This window comes from Thermogymnomonas acidicola JCM 13583 (assembly GCF_001316105.1).
In the GTDB taxonomy this organism is placed as follows: Archaea; Thermoplasmatota; Thermoplasmata; order Thermoplasmatales; family Thermoplasmataceae; genus Thermogymnomonas; species Thermogymnomonas acidicola.
Genome location: NZ_BBCP01000011.1, coordinates 1 through 21,980 on the forward strand (window position 1 = coordinate 1; position 21,980 = coordinate 21,980).

A 21,980-nucleotide genomic window follows, 5' to 3' on the forward strand; every position below is an offset into this window, starting at 1 on the left:
TCTCAAGGCTCAAGGAGGGTGTCAGGGGAGACGGAAGGAAGCCCAAGGAATACAGGAAGATCAACATAATCACGAACTACGTGCCCAGGGCTGCAGGCTCCGCCCTTGTTGAGCTAGGCAACACAAAGGTGCTCGTCGGGGGTTAAGATAGAGACGGGGGGGAGCCGTTCCCCCCCGACACGCCGAACATGGGTGTCCTCACAACCAACCTGGAGCTCCTGCCCATGGCCTTCCCCTCATTCGAGGCCGGGCCCCCAAACGAGCAGTCAATAGAGATAGCAAGGGTCGTGGACAGGGGGGGGATAAGGGAGAGCAGGATGGTTGACCTGGAAAAGCTGGTCATAGAGCCAGGCAAGAAGGTCTGGATCATATTCATCGACATAAATGTCCTCGACTATGACGGCAACCTCATAGACGCCAGTTCCCTCGGTGCTGTTGCGGCGCTGAGGACCGCTGTGGTGCCAGCCTCAAAGGAGGGTGGCGAGGACTTTGCACTGCCTGTGAACAGCATACCAATATCCGTGACCATGGCGAAGATAGGGGGGGACAACCTCCTCTGCGACCCAGACCTGGAGGAAGAGCAGCTCTCCAGCACGAGGATAACTGTGACCACCACGGAGGACGGACACATCAGGGCAATGCAGAAGGGCGACGCGGGAACCCTTGACCTGGAGGAGATCAGAAAAGCTATAAAACTATCAAGCGATATAGGTCGCCAGCTCAGGGAGAAATACTTCAGGTGATGTCCAGTGTCAAGGAGGACAGTTAAGGTAGGTGCCGCGGGCAGGTTCGGGCCCAGGTACGGGGGGGTAACCGTCAGGAAGGCCTGGAACGAGATATACAAGCTTAAGAAGGCCACATATGCCTGTCCGTCCTGCGGCAAGAGGAGGGTCAGGCGCGTGGCAAACGGCATCTGGGAATGCTCCTACTGCAGCTATAAGTTTGCCGGTGGCTCCTACACGCCAGAGGTAACGGCGCAGATCACACAGGAGGCCCAGAATGTATAAGTGCATAAGGTGTGGCAGGCCCCCCCTGCGCGAGAGCTACGGTACCGCAGAGATAGAGTGTGAGTGCGGCTCAAGGGTCTTTGTCAAGTCCAGGCCACCCATAGAGAAGGAAGTAATTGCAAGATAGGTGCATGGTACGCATAGAGGCCGAGATACCTCACGACATCTGCGTGAGGTGTGCCGGCAGGATCTTTGCCCTTGTGGACAGCGGCCTCACGAATACGGGCAGGGGGGGGAGATGCTGCAGTTCGCCATCCGGTCGCTGACAGGCAACAGGGACTTCTCATTTGTTCCGGAGCGAAGTTGCAGGGTCTGCAGGGGGGGTACCTTCCTCCAGATGGAGAAGTACCTCTCCATGTTCCTAGACGCCACCTCAGGGTACGAGTTCTCGACCTTCCTCGTGGGTTCCACGTTCCCGGAGGAGACCGTCTCAGAAGAGCAGGCTATCCAGGCCCTGTTCCCGGGTCTCGGGGGGGAGAGCATAAAGAGGGAGTTCAACAGGGAGCTTGGCAAGCTCATATCTTCAAAGACAGGGAAGCAGCACGACCGGAAGGAACCGGACATCATAGCAAACTATGACCTCAGGTACGACACACTCAGCCTGACGGTGAGGGGGGGCTTTTACGTAAAGGGCAGGTACAGGAAGCTGAGCAGGGAAATACCGCAGACAAGGTGGATACACAGGGTCGGTGACGACAGGTCTGTGGAGTACTTCATCGGAAAGCCGCTCTGTGACATGCTGGGTGGCAAGGAATACCACCTCCATGCGGCGGGCAGGGAGGATGTGGACGTAAGGATGCTCGGGAGTGGCAGGGACTTCGTTATCGAGGTGGTGAACCCGAGGATAAGGCACCTTGACCTTGAGGAGTTCAGAGAGAGGGTCAACGCATCTGGATACGTAGAGGTTGATGCACTTTCACTGGCCGGCCCCGATGATGTTGTGAAGGTAAAATCCCTGCAGCACGAGAAGACATACGAGGCTGTGGTGAGGGGGGAGAGGGAAGCATAGACTGTTCCAGGCTTAGGGAAGCGCTCTCCTCCATATCTGGAAAACTTATATATCAGCGTACTCCATTAAGGGTATCCGGCAGAAGGGCGGACAAGATACGGCCAAAGAGGATAGTGGCTGCCTCTCTCTTGTGGTGCGAGGGAGACAGGGCGGCCATAAGGGTGAGGGCAGAGGCAGGCACTTACATAAAGGAGATGGTCAGCGGAGACGGTGGAAGGACAAAACCGAGTTTGTCCTCCCTTTACGGCTCACCACTGGTGGTGAGTGAGCTGGATGTGGTGGAGATACACAGAGAGGGTGGTTGAGCATGGTAAAGATGTCCCACGGCCCAAGGGCCGGTTCCAGGATGAAGATGACCAAGCGGGTGAGCGAGAGGGGGGGTATGCCACCCGTTACCAGGTTCATGCAGGAGTTCGAAGTAGGCGATTACGCCTCAATAGATATCGAGCCGTCAGTGCACTCAGGCATGCCGTATCACGGCTTTCAGGGGGGGCTCACAGGGAGAGTTGTGGCCAGGCAGGGTGACTGCTACCTGGTCGCTGTCAGGGTCGGTGGGGGGGTAACGAAGAAGGTTCTGGCAGCTCCTGTGCACCTGAAGAAAGTGGTCCAATGAGGATCAGGTACAGGACGATAGCAGAGACGTACGAGATACTGCACTCCAAGCAGAGCCACAGTGATCCGGAAAAGGACTCGCTGGCCTACTGCGAGTCGTTCCTCAAGCTGAAGCCTGAGGAGGCGAGGAAGGCCGTTAAGTATATACAGGAAGAGTTCAGGGTGCCGGAGAAGGTTGCCGTGAAGCTTGTCGACCTGAAGCCCGTTTCCAGGGACGAACTTGTTGCGGTCCTGTCAAGTTACGGCGTGATGCTTGACGAAAACAATTTAAGCAAGATGTTGGATTATTTCCTGGGGGGGCTGTAAGAGGTATCTCACTTGGAAGAGTACGCATACATTCTAGACTACCTCCCGCAGGGCAGGGCTGACGAGAAGGGCTACAGGAAGACGCCGGTAGCACTGGCACTGGGCGAGACAGAGTTCAAGCTTCTGGAGCTCGTCCCAAAGCCCGACGCGGGGGGGATAAATGTGGGTGACAGAGTCTACATAGGCAAGGACGCTGAGAAGAGGGACAAGATAGCGGCAGTCAGGCGCAGGATATCTTACAAGGAACTCACCAGCGCCGCGGCGAACGAGCTCCCGTACATAATCGAGGACATAGTGAAGCAGAGGGAGAAGTTCTTCGTGGACTTCTTCAACAGGGCGGAGCCGATCAACACGAGGATGCACACGTTGGAGCTGCTCCCTGGCCTTGGCAACAAGACCATGTGGAACATACTCGAGGAGAGGAAGAAGAGGCCGTTCGAGTCCTTTGAGGACCTTGTGCAGAGAATAAAGACCATACACAACCCCCCAGAAGATGATCGCCAGCCGTATACTGCAGGAGCTCGAGGAGAGGAACGAGAAGTACAAGCTATTTGTGGCTAGATGAGCGGTATTAACCTTCACAGGAGGTACGGGCAGGTCCTTCTCAACAACAGGGGGGGATAGCGATCAGGGAAGCCGATACCCTCGGCCTAGGCGCGGGTTCCCACGTCCTGGAGATAGGCCCGGGCACTGGCATCCTGACTCAGGTGCTCCTTGAGAGGGGGCTCAAGGTGACCGCCGTCGAGGCCGACCATAACATGTACGATGAGATACGCTGGAAGTTCCAGAAGTTTGTGGAATCGGGGGCAGCTCGTGCCGGTGAAGCAGGACTTCCTTGAGTTCCAGGCCGGGGGGGAGTACGATGGCATAATAGGCAATATACCGTACCACATAACTTCGCAGATCGTGTTCAGGCTCCCGGAGTTCAGGTTCAGGAGGGCGGTGATAATGGTGCAGAGGGAGTTTGCTGAGAGGATGGTGGCAGCTCCAGGGAGCAGGGACTACTCAAGGCTGTCTGTCAGCGTGGCACTCAGGTTCAACGCCAGGATAGAGAAGATCGTGGCCAGGAAGTACTTCAGGCCCGTGCCTAAGGTGGACTCTGCAATCGTCTCCCTTCAGCCAAGGGAAACGCCTGTGGATATGGCTGCTGTCGAAAAGGTGATACAGAGGGCCTTTTCCATGAGGAGAAAGAAGCTGGGGGGGAATATATTCGAGGGGGGGTGCCCACAGGAGTATGCGGAACTGAGGCCCGATCAGATCAGCCCGGAGGCATTCCTCGACCTGGCCTCAAGGCTCACGGGCCTTTCTCCGCGTGGTCACCCGTAGACTCTGTCATGCCCTTTATGGTGAACGGGTTCGAAACGAGCCCTGCGGCAGGCGTGTTGATGGGCACCATCATCAGGGTGCCCTTGCCCTCAAGGCCTATCTCGTAGAGTATGTTGAGCCACCTCAGCTGGAAGGCTGTTGGGTTATCCACGTACTGGTTTGCGGCCTCAACCATCTTCTGGGCAGCCTCTACCTCCGCAAGTGCCAGTGTGACCCTGGACCTCCTCTCCCTCTCCGCCGCTGCCTGCCTGGACATGGCCTCCTGCAGGTTGGAAGGGACGACAACGTCCCTTATCTCCACGGACGATACCTTGACGCCCCCCCACGTCTCTGTCTTCTCGTCTATTATCTGCCTGGCAGCCTCTCCTATCTTCTCCCTCTCGGAAAGCACCTCGTCGAACATTGTCTTGCCCAGCACCTCCCTGAGCGTGGTCTGGGCGGAATAGTTGGTGGCCTGCAGGTAGTTCTCCACGTTTAGCGCAGCCCTCTGGGGGTCCACAACCTGGAAGTACATGACCGCGTCTACGTTTATCGGGACGTTGTCCTTGGTGAACGTGCTCTCTGTCTTGAAGGAAACGGCTTGTATTCGGGTGGATATTACCTGGTTCATCTTGCTTATGATGGGCGTCACGTAAATTATGCCTGGCCCCTTGAGGCCAGTGAACCTACCGAGCGTGAGAACAACTCCCCCCCTCTCCCACTCCTTCAGGATGTGTATGCCGGAGAGCAGTATTATCAGCACTATTATCAGCACTATGATCAGGACTATCTCCAGGGGTGTCATCTTAATTTTATAAAAGGAAACTTAATATTTTAAACTTTGCCAAGCCGAGAGGGAAAGCCCTGCGTCCGTCTCCATGAATGGTTCAGGCCATACTTTGGTCGCTGCTCCGCGATCCTGTGTAAGGGTTGATCCTGCCCAGGATGAACATGGAGAGGAACTCACCGTCCCTTAGGAAGCACTCCCTCATGTACCCCCCTCAACCTGGAACCCGTTCTTCATCAGCACGCGCAGTGACCTGAGGTTATCCTCGAGCACCCTTGTGTGAAGCCTGTGCATTCCGAGGTCCCTGAAGGCGAAGTCGCATACCAGCGAGAGGGCCCTTGTCGCATAGCCCATGCCCCCCCAGAACTTCCTGCCTATCCAGTAGCCAACGTGCGCGTCCAGGTCGTAAGAGTCGAGGTCAGAGAGGCCTATTATGCCTACGAGTTCGTGTGAGACGGCATCCCTTATGGCGAAGTCTATGGCAAAGGGCCTTCCGTTGATCTCCCTGTTCCTGTCTATGAAGTAAGATGCATGGAACACGGTGTACGGGTAGGGAAAGCTGTGGCCCCCCCCTATCGTCCTCTGTATCTCGGGGGGGTCGTTCGCAAGTGCTGCAAGTTCCCTGGGATCCACCGTGCCCAGGTCACTGTCCAGTTCAACCAAACTGTCCGTGAGCAAGTACCTCTGCACTGGCCAGTCAGGAAAACGGGTTATAAAACGGTATCCGGGAAAAGGTTTTATGAATTCGGCGTATACATTTCAGAACTTCATGCGGTTCAAGGCTACTCTGGTATCCTGGCAGGACATAGAGGACTGGTGTGATGCAATCAGGGAGAAGATCGTTGGCGACTATGAGCCGAACGTGATCATCGGCCTCTCCCGTGGGGGGGCCTTGTGCCTGCGAGGATCCTCTCGGACAAGCTCTGGGTGAAGGAGCTCATATCCGTCAAGACCGAGCACTGGGGGGGCATCACGGCAACAAAGGACGGCAAGGCTGTTCTCAAGACCTACGGTAAGCCAGACCTCACAGGGAAGAGGGTTCTCGTGGTTGATGACATAACGGACACGGGGGGGGAGAGCATGAGGCTCGCGTACGACTTCGTGAAGTCCCTGAACCCCCCCTCTCCGTCAGGACAGCGACAATGCTCCATGTGTCGAGGTCCAGTTTCGTCCCGGACTACTATGCCAGGTACGTGGACGAGAAGAACTGGGCCTGGTTCATATTCCCGTGGAACGTATACGAAGACCTTGACAACCTTATAGGGAGGTCCATGTCGGAGCCCATGGAGACAACGGAGATAAGGGAGATACTCCTGAGGGACTACGGGCTCGACGTGTCTTCCCTGGACATGGAAAAGATACTGCGCGACTTCGAGAACATGGGCAGGATAAGGAGGAACGGAGAGGTCTGGGTCAGGTGAATCATGGCACGACCACAGTTCCGGAATGCCCTGAAAGGGTCTCTGTGCACCTCTCCAGGGAGGCTATATGTGCCACCTTCCCACCCCCCCTCCTGATGAAGTCCACCGCAGCCCTTACCTTTGGCCCCATGCTCCCGTCCTGGAACTCACCGCGGCGCAGCATTTCCTCCCAGCTCCCCCCCGGCACTCGCCCTCCTGATCGGCTCCTGTGAGGGCCTGCCGTAATCCCTGTAGACGAATTCCACATCTGTGAGGATCACGAGCCTCTGCGCTTCGATCAGGTTGCCAAGCAGGGCAGAGGTGGCGTCCTTGTCGATCACCCCGTTGACCGGAGTTATTCCAGTGGAATCCCTTATGACGGGGATCCCCCCCGCCCCCCCACACGCTATTGGCAGGAACCCGTCGATAATTAGGGATATTATGGCCGAAGTCTCCATTATGTCCACAGGCCTTGGCGATGCCACCACACGCCTCCACCCCCCCTGTCGTCCTGCCTCTTCACATTCCAGCCGAGGCCGATGCCATGCTGGCAGCCTCATCCTCGCTCATGAACGGGCCAATGAACTTCCTGGGTTCCCTGAGAGTAGGGTCATCTCTGTCCACCACTACACGGGTGAGGACCACCGCCGGGGGCTTGCCTATGCCAGCTTCCCTCCTTGCAAGGTCATAGGCCATCGCCAGCACCTCGCCAATCATGCCCTGTGACAGGCCACGGCGGTATGCATATCGAACGGGCGGATCTTCGATGCTGCCGCCTGGGCCTGTATCAGGAGTGACCCGACCTGCGGGCCGTTCCCGTGCGTGATCACGACCTCGTTCTCCTCGATCACAGGGAGCAGCGACCTGAAGGCCTCAGTCGCCCTTTTCAGCTGGCTCTCGTAGCTCCCATCGTCACCCTTTTCCTGGAGTGCGTTGCCACCCAGCGCTATAACGATCCTCTCCATGTGTACACCGCAGGGTGTGGCCATTTGAACGCTCTATTTAAGGCATTCATCCTTTCCTTGAACTCGCCTGAGCACTTGGGAAAGGATATGCACAATTTTCTTGCCTTTTTTCAAAAACAATATGTGCGATGCAGTTATGCGAGTTTATGGAAATTGTTGTAGCACACACCCCCCTGACCCGGACGACTCCTTCATGTTCTACGCGATGTTCGAGGGGGGGAAGATCAGCACCAGGAACACATACAGGCAGGTGGTCAAGGACATAGAGACACTGAACAGGGAAGCTCCTTCCGGCACTTACGGTGTGACCGCAATATCTGCCAACGGCTATGCATACGCGAGTGACAAGTATGCACTCACTCCTTCCGGTGCGAGCTTTGGAATAAGTTACGGGCCCATGGTGGTCGCGAGAAGGGACATCGACCTCTCCAGCGCCGTGCTTGCCACTCCTGGGCGGTACACATCATCGCACCTCCTCTACCAGATGTTCGGCCCAAAGCCGGCAAAGATGGTGGAGATGCGCTTCGACCTCATTCCAGAGGCTGTGCAGAATGGTAAGGTTGACGCTGGCATCCTCATACACGACGAGCAGCTCACGTTCCAGAGGCGCGGCCTTGTGAAGGTCCTTGACCTGTACGAGGAGTGGAAGCAGTACGCAGGGGGGGAACTACCGATACCCCTTGCTTCAACGCCATAAGGAAGGACCTCGGAAAGGAGGCCATAGATGGCTTCAAGGCGGATTTCCAGGCATCAATAGTATATGGAAAGGAGCATGAGGACGACGCCTGAAGTATTCTCTCAGGTACGCCAGGTACAGTGATATCGAGCTTGAGAGGAAGTTCGTGAGGATGTACGTGAATGAGCTCACTGTAGACTTCGGAGAGAGGGGGGCAGGAGGGCGCTCAGAATGTACTATGACCGTGCCATATCCATGGGCCTGCTACCGGACTTTGACCTCGAGATAGTGTGAGTGGGGGGGTGGTTCCGCTGGAGGTGAGGGACAGGTTCACCGGTGAGGTGATGGGCGAGATCGAAGATGGGGGGGACCTGCTCCTGGACTGGAGGGCTTGGCAGGAAGAATCCTGCAAGGGCCTGGAGGGCCTGACAGTGGAGCAGAGGATGGAGCAGTCCACTGGATCGCCAGGTGGCTCTCTGCTCAGCCGGAGGAGATCGCTACCGAGCTCGCCAGGGAGAGTGGAAAGACAGTCTCCGAATCGAAGAATGAGTTGCTCTCCTCCTCTCTGGCCATGGCCAGGACTGCCTCCTCATTCAGCTCGCTCCTCGCCCTCACAGGCTCATGGAAGGGAGGCGAGCGCTACTTCTCCCTCAGTTCCAGGGCCCGTGGTCTGCCGTTTCGATGCTTCGCTTCCGGTCCTGGGGATATCCACACCTCTGGCCGTATCTGTGCTGACCGGATCGCCACTGGCAATGCTGTGCGAAGAAGGGCCTTCAATCACTGTGGCCAGGATCCTGAAGGAGCTGCCAAGGGCGGGCCTGCCGGTGTCCGCATTCAGGCAGTGTACTGCAGCACAGGGAGTGGCTGACAGGGCCACCCACATAGACTCCACTCTCAGGAGGGACTTCGGCTCTTTCATCGGCCCCGTCAAACCGGTTGTGGTGCTCGTTGACGGTGACAACGACAGGGTGGCATCCGATTTCGTGGACTCTGCCACGTTCTCCATGGGCCAGGCCTGGGCATCCACAGGCTACCTCTTCGCACCGCAGGCGGTGTTCGAGTACGTTAAGAACAGGGTACTGGAGGAGGTGGAGCAGAGGATGGACTTGCAGTCACCGCAGGGCAGGCTGGGCGCCTTCACTTCCGAGAGGAGGAGGGAGGCCTGGCTTGGCTCCATCCAGTCACAGGTCAGTAGGGGGGGCGGTGCCCATCGGGCCGTCCATATCTTGGAAGGTACCAGTGCTGGAGGCCTCAGGCCTGAATCCGGAAAGGGGGGGTGAACCCGGCCCATACATGTTCCTCTCATGGTACCGGGACCTGGAGAGCCTGGGCCAGCACATCCGCTCCCTCGGTTCAAGCCTTGTCTACCTCTACACCGAGGACGAGGGGGGGGTGGCGAGGGCTTTTTTCAGGAAGGGTGGTATGAGTGTCATGCTCAACTCCCCACCTGCATCTGTGGTCTCCCTGGCAGAAATGGCCCTGTTCTCCAATGGCTCTCCTGGCCCTGAGGAAACGATCCTCAATTGCGTGCGCAGGAGGGAGCTCATTTTCCTAGGATGAAGCCTACTCCACCGGCTTCATCCTCTTTACGACTTCCTCTGCAAACTCCGAGCACTTCAGTGGCTTTATATTCAGCACCCTGGCCAGGTCCTGTGTTACCTTCTGGTCCTTGTATGCCTGCACAATGGCATCTTCAAGCACCTTCGCTGCCTCGTTCCAGCCTATGTACTGGAGCATCATCACGCCGGAGAGCATGAGGGATGTCGGGTTTGCCACATCCAGGCCCGCGTACTTCGGGGCGGTGCCGTGGACTGCCTCGAATATGGCATACACATCGCCAACGTTCCCACCGGGCGCTATGCCAAGCCGCCTACCTGTGCAGCTATTGCGTCTGAGAGATAGTCTCCGTTCAGGTTCGTTGTGGCGATCACGTCGTACTCCTCCGTCCTGGTGAGGACCTGCTGGAACATGTTGTCAGTTATCCTGTCCTTCACAACGATCCTGTTCCTGTAAGCCTCAGGGTTCTTACTGTACTCCTCCTCTGTGACCGTCTGGTCCCTGAACTCAGTCGCGGCCAGTTCATAGCCCCAGTCCTTGAAGGCGCCCTCAGTGTACTTCATTATGTTGCCCTTGTGGACAAGCGTCACGCTCCTCCTCTTGTTCGCTATTGCGTACTGTATGGCCTTCCTCACGAGCCTCTGAGACCTGAACTTGCTTATCGGCTTTATGCCTATCCCAGTATCCGGCGTAAGGGATATGTTGAACTGCTCGCTCAGGAACTGCCTTACGCGGTTCGCCTCCTCAGAATCGTATTTCCACTCTATTCCAGCATAGAGGTCCTCGGTGTTCTCCCTGAACACTACCATGTTGACCTTCTCCGGGTTCTTGACAGGGGGGGACGGCACACCTGGAAAGTACCTCACTGGCCGTATGTTTGCATAGAGGTCGAAGTACTGCCTCAGGGTCACGTTTAGGCTCCTGAACCCCCCCTCTCCTACCGGTGTGGTGAGGGGGGCCCTTTATGCTCACAACACACCTGCGAAGCTGTTCCAGGGACTCCTGGGGTAGTCTCTTGCCCGTCTTCTCGTAAGCCTCGTCTCCCACCATAACCTTCTGCCACTCTATGGAGCGCTCGCCTTTGTATGCGAACTCCAGGGAGGAATTGATGGCGTAGAGAGTGGCCTTTGTTATGTCCGGCCCAATGCCGTCGCCCTCAATGTAGCCGATGGTGGGGTTGTTCGGGACAGAGAGCCTGGTGCCTTCCTTAATCTCTATGTATGTCATCCTGTATCGCACAGTGATGTCTTCCAGGCCTAAAATGCTTTTATCTCAGCGCCTGTGATAGTACGCAGGCATGGCACGAGGCATTGCGCTGCGGCACAGAGCGCAAAGTTAATAGTTGAATACACCATAGTTCAGGACTGTGGTTGCATTCCGCATTCTGACTGAAAGGAGGTACAGGTTTTGATAACAGCCGTCCTGGGTCTGCAGTTCGGTGATGAGGGTAAGGGCAAGATCACCGATTTCTTAAGCGGTGAGCACAGCACCGTTGTGAGGTTCAACGGTGGCAGCAACGCTGGCCACACCGTTGTGACGGAGAGCGGTACTTTCAAGTTCCACCTCGTCCCATCTGGCGCCCTTAGGTGCAGGAACATAATACTCGGAAACGGCATGGTCATCGATCCAATATCGCTGATAGAGGAGATAGAGAAGTTGCAGCAGGTGAAAAAGGACCTCAACATAAGGATAAGCCTCATGGCACATGTTGTGACACCCATGCACAAGTACCTGGACAGGGCAGAGGAGGAGGTGAGGTCGAAGCTCAGCATAGGCACCACAGCCCAGGGGGGGATAGGCCCCACGTACGAGGACAAGTACGCCAGGACGGGAATAAGGATGGGTGACCTCTCCAGCATCGAGATCCTGCGCTCTAAGGTCGAGACAATCTACAGCATGAAGAGGGCCCTGCTCGAGGGGGGGTCTGAGTTCGAGAGTAGGGAGAGGAGGGAGGAGATGGTGAGGCAGCTCAACTCCGCATACGAGAGGATAAGGCCTTACCTGGACTACACGGAGATCACGATAAACAGGCTCTACAGGGAAGGAGAGAGCATACTCTTCGAGGGGGGGCGCAGGGTGCCATGCTTGACATAGACTTCGGCATGTACCCGTTCGTTACATCCTCGAATACGATTGCAGGCGCCCTTTCCCTGGGGGGGCTGGCCTGTCGTTCAGGAAGGTTGACCGGGTCGTGGGCGTGGCAAAGGCCTATGTCTCCAAGGTCGGGGCCGGGCCCTTCCCAACCGAGATACTGGGTGAGGAGGCGGAGAGGCTCAGGAAGCTTGGCAACGAGTACGGCACGACAACAGGCAGGCCCAGGAGGGTGGGGTGGCTGGACATACCGATGCTGAGGTACTCCACAATGATGAACGACGTGGACGTCATAGCCATGACAAGGCTCGACACACTTGGTCAGCTTGGCAGGATAAAGGTGTGTTACCAGTACGCATCAGACAGCGGCCCGGTAGACGTGATACCGAGGAACCTGGAGGATGTGCAGGGGGGGATAAGGCCTCTCTACAAGGAGTTCACAGGATGGGGGGGCCCTCTGGATGCCCAGACGCTGAATGCGGTGGTAGAAAAGGGCTACTATGCTCTCCCGCAGGGCATGAGGGAGTATGTGGAGTATGTGGAAAAGGTACTTGGCATCCCAGTGGAGATAATATCACTGGGGGGGGAGAGGAGGGAGTACACGATAAGGAAGGGGGGGAGCATGAAGGTCAGCAGGGTAACCGGCTGATCCCACCTTCACAAATATGGCTTGGGCACTCTATCGGAGGTCGCAGACCAGCAGCAGGTGCCATTTTATGCAGCAAAGGCCCGTGGCCAGGTCAACACACCTGGCACAGCCGAGCATTCGAGGGCAGATAACCTATCCATCTAGTTCCCTCAGGACTGCCCTGCAGGGCGCACCGTCCTCGTACATGCTGAGTGGAAGGCATATGAGCTCGTAGTCGCCCGGCTCCACGTCCTTGAGGTACAGGCCCTCCAGTATCACTATGTCCCTGGAGAGGAGCTCCCTGTGGGCGAGCGGTTCCGGGGGGGAGCCGAACCTCTCGATGGAGAGGTAGTCTATGCCCACAAGCCTCACTCTCCGGGACGCGAGCTTCCTGGCACCTTCAGGCGTAAGGTAGGTAAAGGAGGTATCGAACCTTCCGTACTTCTCCGAATTGGGCGTTTTGAATATTATCCTCTCTCTGTGCACATCGGGTATGTCCTCCGGGCCTATCCTGTCCTTGTCCACCTGTACAACGGTAACTGGGCCGATGAACTTATCGAGAGGTATCTCGTTCGCCCTCTTGCCATCCCTTATCATGTGGTAAGGGGCATCGAAGTGTGTGCCCGAGTGCGTCTCCATCAGCACTCTCATTATGTGCACGTGATCCTTTTCGTGTGTCTTGTACTGGTACTCCTCGTAGGCAGCATCTCCAGGATACGTTATAAGGCCATTCCTCAGTGGCAGGCTTATGTCGATCATCCAGCAACCATCTCCAGAGCAGGCTATGCAGTCCGGCCCATCTGGCAGCCTCAATATGCGACAGCCCAGCCGGATGCAGTGCAGCATCCGGAGCGAATAGAAATAGTTCATGGGGGGCAGCGCGCCCTATCTTATCCTCTTCCTGGACCTGGAGACCCTCCTTAGGGCGTGCCCGCAGACGTCACACGCCTCCACAGGCCTCCTGTAGATCCTGCCGCAGCCGGTGCACATGTATGCCCACCTGATGCTGTGGGTGATCGGGCCTATTGAAACGCCGCTGAATGGCACTCCCACCTCCCTGCAGAGGTTCTGGATTGCATAGTCGTCAGTGAGCACCTCCCCCCCACCTGTCTCGATGGCAGCAGCGACGACTGAAATGTCTGCCTCGCTCACCTCGCCTATGTCGCCAGTCCTCTCCGCAGCCTCCCTCACAATGCCGACTGTACGCTCGCTGGGCCTGTAGAGTGCACCTTCAAGGAGGAGCTGGGCCCTGAGCCTGTCCACCCTGTTCCTGACCTCAGAGGCTACCATCTCTGTGACCACGAACTCCCCCCCGTCCGCGATGTCCAGGTTGCCGGAGAGGATGGCGCTCGTATCAAGGACGAAGGGCCTCATGCTCTATCTCCTCCTGAACAGTGCCATTGCCCCCCCAACGGCTGCTATCACCACAGCGAGGGCTATTATGCCATAGGCTGTGACGTTGCTCTGCGATTCAACGGGCCTGAAGTCCACCGTGACGGATATACCGTTCCTGTCCACAGACACGCTGATGGGCTGGAGAGTGGTTCGTACCCGGCCGGCGAGAGAACGATTACGGTGTAGTTTCCGAATGTCAGGTTACCGGAGATCTCTGCTGTGTCGCCCGAAATGGTCATGTTATCCACGACCACCCCCCCCAGAACTGGCCCGCCGGGAGGCCCTGCTCTCTGAATGTAACTTTGTAGTGGTAGGGCTCGAAGGTCAGGTTCACAACCGGTGACGGGGTATCGGTCACAACCTGGCCTGACTGGTTCGTTACCTGGTATCCTGGTGGAGGCGTCACTGTGTAGTTGTAAGTGCCGTAGTACTCCCTGAAGAAGAGGTCAGTGCCGTTTCCAGACTCGACCGTGCCGTTGAGGTCAACTGACCATGTCAGGTCCCTGAGGCCTGTCTGGTGGAAGTCTATTAAGTAAACCCTCTTGCTGAATGCAACCTCCACCGTCACGTTTGACCCGCTGACTTTGAAAGTTCCTGTCACGGCGTTGAAGGTGGCGTTGTTGGAATATGCCGTGTACGTGTATGTACCGTTGGGGGGGAGGAACAGGTCAATTGAGCTGCCGGTGCCGGACTTCACTATCCCGAATGAGCTCACGTTCCACTCCTCCCCCCCTGCTGGCAGGCCGACCTCGGTGAACTGCACGACGTATGCCCTGGTCGTGAAGCTTGCGAACTGGAAGGTGTTTCCCGTGACGGAGAGTGGAATACTGCTTGAGTCAGGGGTAGAAAACGGTGGGGGGGCGATAAGGGACACGGTATAGTTGCCTGCAGGCACGGGGATCACCATGTACGGAGAAGAGGTGACGCTGGTAGCCACGTTATCGATCTCTATTCCCCCCCACTCCTGGCCTGCATAGAGTCCGCCCTGCTTCACCGTCAGGTTGTACAGTTTGCGCGGAACAGAGAAGTATGCAGAGGATGTGGATGTTGATGGTGCTGCCACAAGGTACCCGTTATCCGTTGAGAACGAGAACGGCTCCTTCTCGGCCACGGATGGCCCATACTGCTCCCCAGGAACTGCTATGGTCTCTATGCCGGGAGAGCCGGTGCTGAACGATGCTGATACCTGGATATCGGTGTTGCCTCCCTCGTTGAGCGAGATGGAGGGGGGGTCGAGCTCACCTGGCCCGGCATACCCTCCAGGGCCGGGTCCGGAGACAGCCAGTGTCCCGTTCTGCGCTGTGTAAGCCTGTTCCGGAGCATCGATTATGAAGGATGCACCCGGGGTATTGATGGTGAGGCTGTCGCCGTTAACATTCAGCACCGTCTGGGCCTCCCAGGGCCTGCTTCCGTTCACAACCTCCAGGGATATGTTGATATCCCCCCCATCCTGCTCGGCGGATACCGTCTCCTCTTTCACGAAGTGCTGCCTGTAGGTGTAGGGATATGGCGCTGAGGCCTGCACGTATCCCGAAACGGCGTTCCCTGTGGCGTTGAGCGTTATGTTGATGACGTAGAGTGGCTCCCCCCCAAGGGTGCCAGCCAGGATGGGCGAGAGGTGCAGCGAGTACCCTCCAGAGCTCACGTTTAATGGGTGCACGAATACTCCCATCTCATAGGGCCTATGTGTCCCCCGGGGGGGGCACAGAAAGTGACTGGGCAGAAATGTTGTACGCCACAGGCTGACCCCAGCCACCCACAAGGTTGTAGCCGTAGTGGGCAGAGTAGAGCGTGTTCTCTCCCGAGGTGACGTAGGAGAGTGCCGTGAGGGGGGGTAGGGATGAGTTGTACTGTGAATCACCGCTGTACCTGAGCTGGTCTGCCCCCAGGTAGAACAGCATCGGGTTGATGTAGCCCAGCCGCGGGGGGGCACCCATGTGCTGTGCCACCGCATCGATCTCCGCTACCATCCCGGCAACCAGGGGGGGCTGGCTACGCTCGTTCCCGCAACGACCAGAGTGGATGGTGGCGATTCATCTGTGCCGTTAATTATCGTGTTGTTTGCCAGTGCCGATATGTCAGGGAACATCAGGTACCTTCCAGGGTCCTGGGAGGCTGGCACTGTTTCCACCTGGTAATAGGGCTCAGGTATCTGCTCCGCGTAACCCCCCCTCTGAGCCGAGTATGCCGGAAGAGAACGTGTCCTCGAACCATGCGGAGGCAGAGGATATATGCAGGTTCGGGCCGAGCACATCTGTGACTCCGCCAACCGATGTTATGCCGGTGTAGTTGAAGGCCAGCGCTGCAGGGAAGTTCGCTATAGAGCCTGAATACTTTGAGGAGAAGGGGCTGTCCGCAGCATCCCCCCCGCTCGCGGCCAGCACGGTGATGCCCCCCCTGGCCTCTGCAAGGTCGAGCAGGTACTGCCAGGCCTGCACTGTGCTGTTGGAAACTGTGGAGAGCCCTGTCCCCCAGGAGTTGGATATCACAGAGAGGTTCTGGAACAGCGCGGACTGGTTGCTTAGGACGCTGGTGAGGACTGCGGTTATGAGTGCGAGGTTGTTGCTGGCGCTACTGCCCGTACGCGTTCACTATGGTGGCCCCCCCGGGCGCCATGCTGCCTGCCATTTCCAGGTCGAGCTCGTTCTCGATAACAGCTCCTGTGGTATCGTACTGGGCCTTCGGGCCAGGTAGCGGGGCGCCATCGACTGGGTATGGCACGATCCTTGGCCTCGGCTCCCAGCTGGGAAGAGTCAGGTTCAGGTAGCTCTCCACGCTGGCCGGGTCGTAAGGGGGGGGAACCTGGATACCTTCGTCGCTGCCGGCCCACAGTATCGTGACTATGGTCTCGTTGAAGGGATATGTTATGTTGAACAGTGGCCTCTCACCGTAGGCCACCTGCATGTCAGGACCCCCCCACAGGTACTGTACTCCACTCTGGGTCACTGGTGCAGGATAGCCGGACGGTGTGGTATCCGGGGATGACATGTTGTGTCCCGGGAGGTCTGAGAGAACCTGCAGGGGGGGGAGCCTCATAGGCGGCGAGGAGGAGAGCCCTATGACTGAGTTGACCATAACGGAGACGTTCCCCCCCGGGAGCACTGGGTTCGAAGAAGGCCCGAATGACTTTGAGTCTCCGACTATATCTGTTCCGAGGCCCTGCCTATCTGCCCGGCACTGCCCTGCAGCTGTATTGCAAGCCTGCTGCTGTAAGTCGTGGCTTGAAGGCCAAAGGAACGGAAGTAGGAAACAATATCCCTGTACTTGCCCGGAGGCGGTGCATACCTCTCTATGAACTGGGCAAGGGTGATGTAGTGCCCGTAATCCGGGCTATAAGGGTCTGATATGCTGGCCAGGAAGGATTCTAGGGATGTCAGGTTCGAGGGCTTCAACATGACCATCACGGTTAGGTTTCCGGTCATGTTAGGCCCTGAACCAGGGCTCCCCCCCACATACGGAACATCCTGCATACCAGCACGATCGCTGCCGGCGGCAGTTAAAGTGATTGCAGATAGCGTGATCATCAATACCGCGAGCATGGCGATCGCTTGCTTCATATTCATTAAATATTAATCGATGGGTAAAACCTTACCGATCTCCCACCCCCCCTGCGTGGGCGGCGAAACGGTAATATGGCCATGCCCAATACTTTGCTCCGTCGAGAAATATTATGATAAAAATAATTGACCTTGAAAAGAGGTACAGGGACGGGCCCCCCCACGCCCTGAAGGGCATAAACCTGGAACTGGAAGACGGTGTTACATCGATAATAGGGCGGAACGGTGCAGGAAAGACAACTCTCATAAGGATACTGTCCACGCAGCTCGAGCCAACCTCCGGGACAGCCCTGATAAACGGCCTGGACATACTCAAGGATACCCAGGAGGTAAGGAGGAACGTTGTGAGCATACCACAGGAATCGGGCCCCATAGGCATACTCACTCCAGTGGAGCTCGTCAAGCTCTTCCTTGTGGGCAGGGGGGGCATGTCCTTCCACGACGCGCATGTGCTTGCACTCAAGACTCTTGACCAGCTGGGGGGGCTGAGGGAGTTCAGGAACGCACCCTCGGACACCCTGTCCGGCGGCATGAAGAGGAAGATATTTGTTGCTATGGCACTGGCAGCAAACGTGGACACGGTCTTCCTGGACGAGCCGACAACAGGCCTTGATCCCCCCCTCTCCAGGATAGAGGTCTGGTCCGCCGTGAGGGAGCTTGACGGGAACGTGATCCTCACCACGCACTACATGGAGGAGGCCCAGGAACTGTCCAGAAAGGTGGTCCTCATAGACAACGGGACCGTGCTGGAGAAGGGAACAGTGCAGGACCTGCTCTCAAAGTTCAGGGGGGGGAAGATAAGGGTGGAGTGTTCCTTCGACCCTGGTGGCCCCCTCAATGAGGATAGGAAACATGTTCATAGGGTACGCCCCCCCAGGTCAGAGGCGGAGAGCTACATTGACAGGGGGTGCACTGTGAAGGCCATAACGCTTGATGACCTCTTCCTCGCTCACGGTGTTCTCGTTGAACCTTAAGTTCTCATTCCTACTCGCCTGGTACTACGGGTTCCGGACGGTCACCAGGGGCCCTTCCTACGTGGTGGCATCGCTGAGCTCTCCACTGACACTGCTCTTCCTGGTCTTCGTTATATCCAGGGGCCGCCTGCTGCCCTTTGCCATAGCGGGCGGCTTCATAACGCTGGTGGCAAGCGTTGCGCTGTCAAGCGCAGGAGACGCTGCTTTCCTGAGGCTCCAGCTGAGGATCCAAGACCTCTTTGTGGCTAGCAGCGTATCGCCCGTGGACTACATGCTTGGCCTCACCCTGAGCTACCTTGTATTCTCCCTGCCGGGCATGGCTCTCTACGTAGCCCTTGGGGGGCTGGCGTTCCACATATTCACACCCCCCCTCGGCTCGGCGGGCCTCTTCGGTGTCCTTGTCCTCCTAGTTGTAGCGACATCTGCCATAGCATTCATCATAGCGGAGAGCATCAAGCACGTCAGGAACGTATGGGGCATCGCAGGCATCCTCTCTGTGGTCATGACGGTGCTACCGCCCACATTCTACCCGTACACATACATACCGAAGTATGCACTGTGGGCACTCTCGATCTCGCCGGCAACGCCAGCCGCCGTACTCACACAGGGTTTCTTCGGCCTGGCAAGGCCGCTCCCGTACATGGCATACGTGCTCGTTGCGGAGACACTGGTGTATTTCCTGGCCGCAAGGTACCTGACCAGGTGGAGGGAGAAGTGAATCACTCTTCCTCGACCAGGAGCCTCCTCACCACCTCGCCATTCATGTTCCTTGGGATGCTCTCCACCCTCCTGAACCTCGAGGGCCTCATGTAGTAGGGGATGTTCCTCTGCGAGTAGTTGCCAAGCTGCCCCCCCTCCCACCCATCCGAGGCCGGTACTGCAAAGACCTCTATTCCCTCATCTGTGGACAGCGCTGCACACTCCTTCACTGCACCAGACCTGCAGATGAGGTCCTCAAGTTCAACGGGGTCTATGTAGAAGCCACCGTTCATCAGGACATCGCCGGGCGGTCGCCTTATGTGGAGCAGACCGGATCTGGTGAATGCCCTGATGCCCGTCTCAACATTCCCGTACTGGTGCCTGATGTTGAGGTATCCCTCCTGGCCCTCAGGAAGCACGGAACCATCATCTCCAACGATCTCTAGGGAAACGCCCTCGAGAGGCGTGCCGTATGAATCGCCTGCCTGATCCTTCGTGGCATTCTCTGCTGAGAATATCCCTGGGGCCGCGGGGTGCGATGCAGCGATCAGGGCCGTGACTGGGACGCTGTGCAGTGCTCCATGGCATGGCTGCCCGGGTGGCCAACGGAAACCGTCACAGAAACGCCGCGGAGTGAGGCATGGAGACCCTCACGTACGATGAGGTCAAGGAGCAGGCCTGGGGGGGCCAGAAGTACCGGCCGACCCGCATCTCTGCAGGCCGATATGGCCTCCACTGTGTCGTATGTATCCATGACAAGGGCACTGGACCCTCCGGTGCTCAGGGGGGGTGCAATGATGCCGTCAACAATGGCCGCCTCATGGAAGGCTGGCACGGTATTGACGAGGTTCAGGCGGCCATCGCTGTTCATGAACCTCCTGGCGAAGGCACGGGCGAGGGCCATGCACTGCCCCCCCTGTGACACCTCGAAGACCGCCTGTGAGCCGGAGGCATCAAAGCCGTACAGCCTGAGCACGGTGTCTCAACGTCCAGGCTCTCTGGGACACCACCGGAGCCATCGAATATTAGATCCGTCAGCTTGATCACAGCATCTCCGTACCTCGGCCTCCTCTCAGACCTCAGCGAAGTCCTTATGGAGTAGGACACGGACGCCTCGAAAGACATGAAGTCCTGTGGTCTGCAGACCACCGTGGTCCTCTCTGCATCCTTCACCCTGTGGAAGTCCTCCTCATTAACAAGCACAATTGAGGCCCCCCGGTCAAGTCCAGCCGTTTCCTGATTATGTCCGCGGGCAGCGTGGGGTCGATGAACTCAACCTGCGTGCCCGACCTTGAGGCGGCCAGCAGCGCCATTACGCTTGGCGGCGTATTTCCGGTCAGCACAGCGAGCCTCCTCTCCCCCCCGGTGACGGGCACACGCGTGGTGAGGTTCATGCAGAGGGAATCGGAAAAGCGCAGGAGCGTCTGGTATGTTATCCTCTTGCCCCCTGAAGATAAGCGCAGGGTAAGACCTCCTGGAGTCGGCGACGTTCCTGAAGTAGGAGTAGAACGTCTCCTGTTGCCAGGTCTCCTCATCCTGGCCGGGCCCATCCATGGTTTTCAATGCGCCCTGAAACTATTAATCTTTGCACCGTCAGAGTACCTGAGGAACACCTCCGGCACTGCCCCGATCATGTCGGATACGCTGTACCATAGGCCCTTCCTCTCCATGCACATGTCGGCTGCTGACTTGTTGATGAAGGTACCGAGGAGCGATGCCCTCAGTGCTGGCATTCCCTTTGACATGAGGGCAGAGATCAGCCCGGCGAGCATGTCGCCCGTGCCTCCCATAGTCATCCTCGGGTTGCCCCCCCCAGTGCACCTGTACAAAGAGTTGCCGTCAGTTATTATGTCCTCCTCTCCCTTTAAGACCACGACGACACCATGCGACTTCGCGAACTCCATGGCGTTCTCCGGCACGGGGGGGTCCATGCCACTCATATCCCTGAATTCCGATGCATGGGGCGTGACCACGACCTCCTTGCCGGACAGGTCGCCCAGATGGGGCAGGAGCCTCAGGGGGATCTGCATCCAGGACAATTCTCTGGGCCCTCATTATGATCTGTGAAACTATGCGCCTGTCAAAGTCCCTTCCAAGGCCTGGTCCCAGGAGTATGCACCTGGACCTGAAGGCTTCTTCTGGCACCGAATCACCTATGCTCGACACCATGTATTCGAAGGAATGCGAAGCTATGAGCGGTGCGTTCTCCCTCGTGGTGTAGACCTTGACCAGGTCGCAGCCCGCTGCAAGAGCTGCCCTGGCGGCTATCACGGCGGAGCCGTAGTATGACCAGCCTCCAAATACCGAGAGTGTGCCGTTCATGCCCTTGTGCGACCGGCTCCGGATAGGGTAGAAGAGCATGTCACCAGGGCCTGCCCTGTACACTGCGTCCCTGGGTATCCCTATGTCCCTGACGACGATCTTACCACTGTTCTCTCCTGTCATGCCCTCCTTGACATCCGTGAAGGTTACAGTTATGTGGGGGGGTCTCACTGCTATCTCGGAGCCCAGGCCCGAGGGTACATCGATTGACACAACGGCCTTTCCACTGGTATTGATCTTCCTGATTGCAGAGGCATATGGTTCCCTCGGTGTGCCGTGCGCACCTACCCCCCCAGGATCGCATCTATTACTATGGTGCAGTTCGCTATGCACTGGTCAAGCATTTCCGGGCCCTCTATCGGCCCGTTGTATGTCTCAACTGCCCTCTTCAGCATGTCCGTAGACAGAGACTCCCTGCCCCTCAGAGCTATCACGGATACCGAGTTTGACTTTATGAGCTCGGAGGCCGCAACTATGCCGTCCCCCCCACCGTTGTTCCCGGACCCGCACACGACGCATATCCTCTGCCCCCCCTTCCCGAACTCCTCCTCTACGACTTCGCTGACAGCCCGGCCTGCATTCAGCATGAGCCTGAAGAGGTCACCGTAAAAGTACCTGTAATTTGCGTCTATCCTTGCAGATTCCAGGTAGGAAAGCATGTTTGAGTATCAGGGCTTTCCTAATAAACAT

Annotated in this window: 34 protein-coding genes and 6 pseudogenes; 17 read left to right on the forward strand and 23 right to left on the reverse strand. The window is 57.4% G+C overall.

Going from position 1 to position 21,980, the window contains the following annotated elements; genetic code table 11:
* The 10 genes and pseudogenes from JCM13583_RS09440 to JCM13583_RS09480 all read left to right on the forward strand — a co-directional run.
* A pseudogene (locus JCM13583_RS09440) lies at positions 1 to 743 on the forward strand (exosome complex protein Rrp42); the annotation flags it as partial.
* Positions 744 to 749: 6 nt separating this feature from the next.
* On the forward strand, positions 750 to 1,007 hold the full coding sequence (locus JCM13583_RS09445) for a 50S ribosomal protein L37ae (protein ID WP_075057502.1): 258 nt from the start codon (positions 750 to 752) through the stop codon (positions 1,005 to 1,007).
* A complete protein-coding gene (locus JCM13583_RS09450; protein ID WP_075057503.1) occupies positions 1,000 to 1,134 on the forward strand; it encodes a DNA-directed RNA polymerase subunit P in 135 nt (44 codons plus the stop codon). Before JCM13583_RS09445 ends, JCM13583_RS09450 begins: the two co-directional genes overlap by 8 nt.
* Before the next feature lie 111 nt (positions 1,135 to 1,245).
* Positions 1,246 to 2,016, forward strand: coding sequence for a tRNA pseudouridine(54/55) synthase Pus10 (locus tag JCM13583_RS09455; RefSeq protein ID WP_162509739.1), 771 nt, complete (start codon positions 1,246 to 1,248; stop codon positions 2,014 to 2,016).
* A 113-nt stretch (positions 2,017 to 2,129) separates the two neighbouring features.
* Positions 2,130 to 2,321: a hypothetical protein gene (locus JCM13583_RS13070; RefSeq protein WP_162509740.1), complete on the forward strand. Its 192-nt coding sequence runs from the start codon at positions 2,130 to 2,132 to the stop codon at positions 2,319 to 2,321.
* Between the two features lie 2 nt (positions 2,322 to 2,323).
* Positions 2,324 to 2,629, forward strand: a complete 306-nt coding sequence (locus JCM13583_RS09460; protein ID WP_075057504.1) for a 50S ribosomal protein L21e — start codon at positions 2,324 to 2,326, stop codon at positions 2,627 to 2,629.
* On the forward strand, positions 2,626 to 2,934 hold the full coding sequence (locus JCM13583_RS09465; RefSeq protein ID WP_075057505.1) for a hypothetical protein: 309 nt from the start codon (positions 2,626 to 2,628) through the stop codon (positions 2,932 to 2,934). Before JCM13583_RS09460 ends, JCM13583_RS09465 begins: the two co-directional genes overlap by 4 nt.
* 12 nt (positions 2,935 to 2,946) lie before the next feature.
* Positions 2,947 to 3,499, forward strand: a pseudogene (locus JCM13583_RS09470) (DUF655 domain-containing protein).
* Between the two features lie 55 nt (positions 3,500 to 3,554).
* The gene (locus JCM13583_RS13075) at positions 3,555 to 3,773 is read left to right on the forward strand and encodes a methyltransferase domain-containing protein (protein ID WP_162509767.1); all 219 of its coding nucleotides are present in this window, start codon (positions 3,555 to 3,557) and stop codon (positions 3,771 to 3,773) included.
* Positions 3,754 to 4,260, forward strand: coding sequence for a hypothetical protein (locus tag JCM13583_RS09480; protein ID WP_075057506.1), 507 nt, complete (start codon positions 3,754 to 3,756; stop codon positions 4,258 to 4,260). The genes JCM13583_RS13075 and JCM13583_RS09480 overlap by 20 nt, the downstream gene beginning before the upstream one ends.
* Here JCM13583_RS09480 and JCM13583_RS09485 read toward each other — a convergent pair.
* Complete coding sequence (locus JCM13583_RS09485) at positions 4,229 to 5,044, reverse strand: peptidase (protein ID WP_075057507.1); 816 nt, start codon at positions 5,042 to 5,044, stop codon at positions 4,229 to 4,231. The genes JCM13583_RS09480 and JCM13583_RS09485 overlap by 32 nt on opposite strands.
* A gap of 183 nt (positions 5,045 to 5,227) precedes the next feature.
* Complete coding sequence (locus tag JCM13583_RS09490; protein WP_171823565.1) at positions 5,228 to 5,716, reverse strand: GNAT family N-acetyltransferase; 489 nt, start codon at positions 5,714 to 5,716, stop codon at positions 5,228 to 5,230.
* A gap of 79 nt (positions 5,717 to 5,795) precedes the next feature.
* Between JCM13583_RS09490 and JCM13583_RS09495 the strand changes: the two are divergent.
* Positions 5,796 to 6,447 (forward strand): annotated as a pseudogene (locus JCM13583_RS09495) (phosphoribosyltransferase).
* A 1-nt stretch (position 6,448) separates the two neighbouring features.
* Here JCM13583_RS09495 and JCM13583_RS14190 read toward each other — a convergent pair.
* The 4 genes from JCM13583_RS14190 to JCM13583_RS13090 are packed head-to-tail and all read right to left on the reverse strand — an operon-like array spanning position 6,449 to position 7,391.
* A complete protein-coding gene (locus tag JCM13583_RS14190) occupies positions 6,449 to 6,610 on the reverse strand; it encodes a hypothetical protein (protein ID WP_171823566.1) in 162 nt (53 codons plus the stop codon).
* On the reverse strand, positions 6,594 to 6,911 hold the full coding sequence (locus JCM13583_RS13080; RefSeq protein ID WP_171823567.1) for a hypothetical protein: 318 nt from the start codon (positions 6,909 to 6,911) through the stop codon (positions 6,594 to 6,596). Before JCM13583_RS13080 ends, JCM13583_RS14190 begins: the two co-directional genes overlap by 17 nt.
* A 34-nt stretch (positions 6,912 to 6,945) precedes the next feature.
* Positions 6,946 to 7,143, reverse strand: coding sequence for a hypothetical protein (locus JCM13583_RS13085; RefSeq protein ID WP_162509744.1), 198 nt, complete (start codon positions 7,141 to 7,143; stop codon positions 6,946 to 6,948).
* Positions 7,140 to 7,391 carry a hypothetical protein gene (locus JCM13583_RS13090; RefSeq protein WP_171823568.1) on the reverse strand — a complete coding sequence of 84 codons (252 nt, stop codon included), beginning with the start codon at positions 7,389 to 7,391 and terminating at the stop codon, positions 7,140 to 7,142. Before JCM13583_RS13090 ends, JCM13583_RS13085 begins: the two co-directional genes overlap by 4 nt.
* Before the next feature lie 136 nt (positions 7,392 to 7,527).
* Between JCM13583_RS13090 and JCM13583_RS09505 the strand changes: the two are divergent.
* From JCM13583_RS09505 to JCM13583_RS09515, 3 genes and pseudogenes are all read left to right on the forward strand, one after another.
* Positions 7,528 to 8,361: pseudogene (locus tag JCM13583_RS09505) on the forward strand (ABC transporter substrate-binding protein).
* 8 nt (positions 8,362 to 8,369) lie between these two features.
* A complete protein-coding gene (locus tag JCM13583_RS13095; protein ID WP_162509746.1) occupies positions 8,370 to 9,347 on the forward strand; it encodes a hypothetical protein in 978 nt (325 codons plus the stop codon).
* Positions 9,307 to 9,627, forward strand: coding sequence for a hypothetical protein (locus tag JCM13583_RS09515; RefSeq protein ID WP_075057510.1), 321 nt, complete (start codon positions 9,307 to 9,309; stop codon positions 9,625 to 9,627). Before JCM13583_RS13095 ends, JCM13583_RS09515 begins: the two co-directional genes overlap by 41 nt.
* A 3-nt stretch (positions 9,628 to 9,630) precedes the next feature.
* On the opposite strand, the pseudogene icd reads toward JCM13583_RS09515, so the two are convergent.
* Positions 9,631 to 10,851, reverse strand: a pseudogene (icd, locus tag JCM13583_RS09520) (isocitrate dehydrogenase (NADP(+))).
* A gap of 180 nt (positions 10,852 to 11,031) precedes the next feature.
* On the opposite strand from icd, the pseudogene JCM13583_RS09525 reads away from it, so the two are divergent.
* Positions 11,032 to 12,364: pseudogene (locus tag JCM13583_RS09525) on the forward strand (adenylosuccinate synthase).
* A gap of 132 nt (positions 12,365 to 12,496) precedes the next feature.
* Here the strand turns inward: JCM13583_RS09525 and JCM13583_RS09530 are convergent.
* The 9 genes from JCM13583_RS09530 to JCM13583_RS09560 all read right to left on the reverse strand — a co-directional run bounded on the left by JCM13583_RS09530 (position 12,497) and on the right by JCM13583_RS09560 (position 17,208).
* Positions 12,497 to 13,102, reverse strand: a complete 606-nt coding sequence (locus JCM13583_RS09530; RefSeq protein WP_075057511.1) for a cyclase family protein — start codon at positions 13,100 to 13,102, stop codon at positions 12,497 to 12,499.
* A gap of 126 nt (positions 13,103 to 13,228) precedes the next feature.
* Positions 13,229 to 13,717, reverse strand: coding sequence for an NOB1 family endonuclease (locus JCM13583_RS09535; RefSeq protein ID WP_075057512.1), 489 nt, complete (start codon positions 13,715 to 13,717; stop codon positions 13,229 to 13,231).
* A gap of 3 nt (positions 13,718 to 13,720) precedes the next feature.
* Positions 13,721 to 13,861, reverse strand: a complete 141-nt coding sequence (locus tag JCM13583_RS14195) for a hypothetical protein (protein ID WP_171823569.1) — start codon at positions 13,859 to 13,861, stop codon at positions 13,721 to 13,723.
* A 112-nt stretch (positions 13,862 to 13,973) separates the two neighbouring features.
* Entirely contained in the window at positions 13,974 to 15,383 is a 1,410-nt protein-coding gene (locus JCM13583_RS09540) for a hypothetical protein (protein ID WP_162509748.1), read from the reverse strand.
* Positions 15,384 to 15,420: 37 nt separating this feature from the next.
* Positions 15,421 to 15,708 carry a hypothetical protein gene (locus JCM13583_RS09545; RefSeq protein WP_075057514.1) on the reverse strand — a complete coding sequence of 96 codons (288 nt, stop codon included), beginning with the start codon at positions 15,706 to 15,708 and terminating at the stop codon, positions 15,421 to 15,423.
* Positions 15,702 to 15,860 carry a hypothetical protein gene (locus JCM13583_RS14200; RefSeq protein ID WP_171823570.1) on the reverse strand — a complete coding sequence of 53 codons (159 nt, stop codon included), beginning with the start codon at positions 15,858 to 15,860 and terminating at the stop codon, positions 15,702 to 15,704. The genes JCM13583_RS09545 and JCM13583_RS14200 overlap by 7 nt, the downstream gene beginning before the upstream one ends.
* Before the next feature lie 22 nt (positions 15,861 to 15,882).
* Positions 15,883 to 16,227: a hypothetical protein gene (locus JCM13583_RS09550; RefSeq protein WP_075057515.1), complete on the reverse strand. Its 345-nt coding sequence runs from the start codon at positions 16,225 to 16,227 to the stop codon at positions 15,883 to 15,885.
* 82 nt (positions 16,228 to 16,309) lie between these two features.
* Positions 16,310 to 16,813 carry a hypothetical protein gene (locus JCM13583_RS09555; protein WP_162509749.1) on the reverse strand — a complete coding sequence of 168 codons (504 nt, stop codon included), beginning with the start codon at positions 16,811 to 16,813 and terminating at the stop codon, positions 16,310 to 16,312.
* Between the two features lie 65 nt (positions 16,814 to 16,878).
* Positions 16,879 to 17,208 (reverse strand): hypothetical protein, encoded by a 330-nt coding sequence (locus JCM13583_RS09560; RefSeq protein WP_171823571.1) that lies wholly within the window; start codon positions 17,206 to 17,208, stop codon positions 16,879 to 16,881.
* Positions 17,209 to 17,408: 200 nt separating this feature from the next.
* Here JCM13583_RS09560 and JCM13583_RS09565 point away from each other — a divergent pair, with 200 nt between their 5' ends.
* Both JCM13583_RS09565 and JCM13583_RS09570 read left to right on the forward strand, forming a co-directional pair.
* Positions 17,409 to 18,269, forward strand: coding sequence for an ABC transporter ATP-binding protein (locus JCM13583_RS09565; RefSeq protein WP_075057518.1), 861 nt, complete (start codon positions 17,409 to 17,411; stop codon positions 18,267 to 18,269).
* Positions 18,259 to 18,987 carry an ABC transporter permease gene (locus JCM13583_RS09570; RefSeq protein WP_162509768.1) on the forward strand — a complete coding sequence of 243 codons (729 nt, stop codon included), beginning with the start codon at positions 18,259 to 18,261 and terminating at the stop codon, positions 18,985 to 18,987. The genes JCM13583_RS09565 and JCM13583_RS09570 overlap by 11 nt, the downstream gene beginning before the upstream one ends.
* A 1-nt stretch (position 18,988) precedes the next feature.
* Here JCM13583_RS09570 and JCM13583_RS09575 read toward each other — a convergent pair whose 3' ends face one another.
* The 7 genes from JCM13583_RS09575 to JCM13583_RS09605 form a co-directional block, all read right to left on the reverse strand.
* Positions 18,989 to 19,387 carry a hypothetical protein gene (locus tag JCM13583_RS09575; RefSeq protein ID WP_075057520.1) on the reverse strand — a complete coding sequence of 133 codons (399 nt, stop codon included), beginning with the start codon at positions 19,385 to 19,387 and terminating at the stop codon, positions 18,989 to 18,991.
* A gap of 128 nt (positions 19,388 to 19,515) precedes the next feature.
* The gene (locus tag JCM13583_RS09580; protein WP_075057521.1) at positions 19,516 to 19,872 is read right to left on the reverse strand and encodes a hypothetical protein; all 357 of its coding nucleotides are present in this window, start codon (positions 19,870 to 19,872) and stop codon (positions 19,516 to 19,518) included.
* Positions 19,836 to 20,171 (reverse strand): hypothetical protein, encoded by a 336-nt coding sequence (locus tag JCM13583_RS09585; protein WP_075057522.1) that lies wholly within the window; start codon positions 20,169 to 20,171, stop codon positions 19,836 to 19,838. Before JCM13583_RS09585 ends, JCM13583_RS09580 begins: the two co-directional genes overlap by 37 nt.
* Entirely contained in the window at positions 20,138 to 20,518 is a 381-nt protein-coding gene (locus tag JCM13583_RS09590) for a hypothetical protein (RefSeq protein WP_162509751.1), read from the reverse strand. Before JCM13583_RS09590 ends, JCM13583_RS09585 begins: the two co-directional genes overlap by 34 nt.
* 9 nt (positions 20,519 to 20,527) lie before the next feature.
* Positions 20,528 to 20,872, reverse strand: a complete 345-nt coding sequence (locus tag JCM13583_RS09595) for a hydroxyethylthiazole kinase (RefSeq protein ID WP_171823564.1) — start codon at positions 20,870 to 20,872, stop codon at positions 20,528 to 20,530.
* Positions 20,808 to 21,623, reverse strand: a complete 816-nt coding sequence (locus JCM13583_RS09600; RefSeq protein ID WP_075057525.1) for a hypothetical protein — start codon at positions 21,621 to 21,623, stop codon at positions 20,808 to 20,810. The genes JCM13583_RS09595 and JCM13583_RS09600 overlap by 65 nt, the downstream gene beginning before the upstream one ends.
* The gene (locus tag JCM13583_RS09605; protein ID WP_075057526.1) at positions 21,575 to 21,949 is read right to left on the reverse strand and encodes a hypothetical protein; all 375 of its coding nucleotides are present in this window, start codon (positions 21,947 to 21,949) and stop codon (positions 21,575 to 21,577) included. Before JCM13583_RS09605 ends, JCM13583_RS09600 begins: the two co-directional genes overlap by 49 nt.
* Between the last annotated feature and the right edge of the window lie 31 nt (positions 21,950 to 21,980).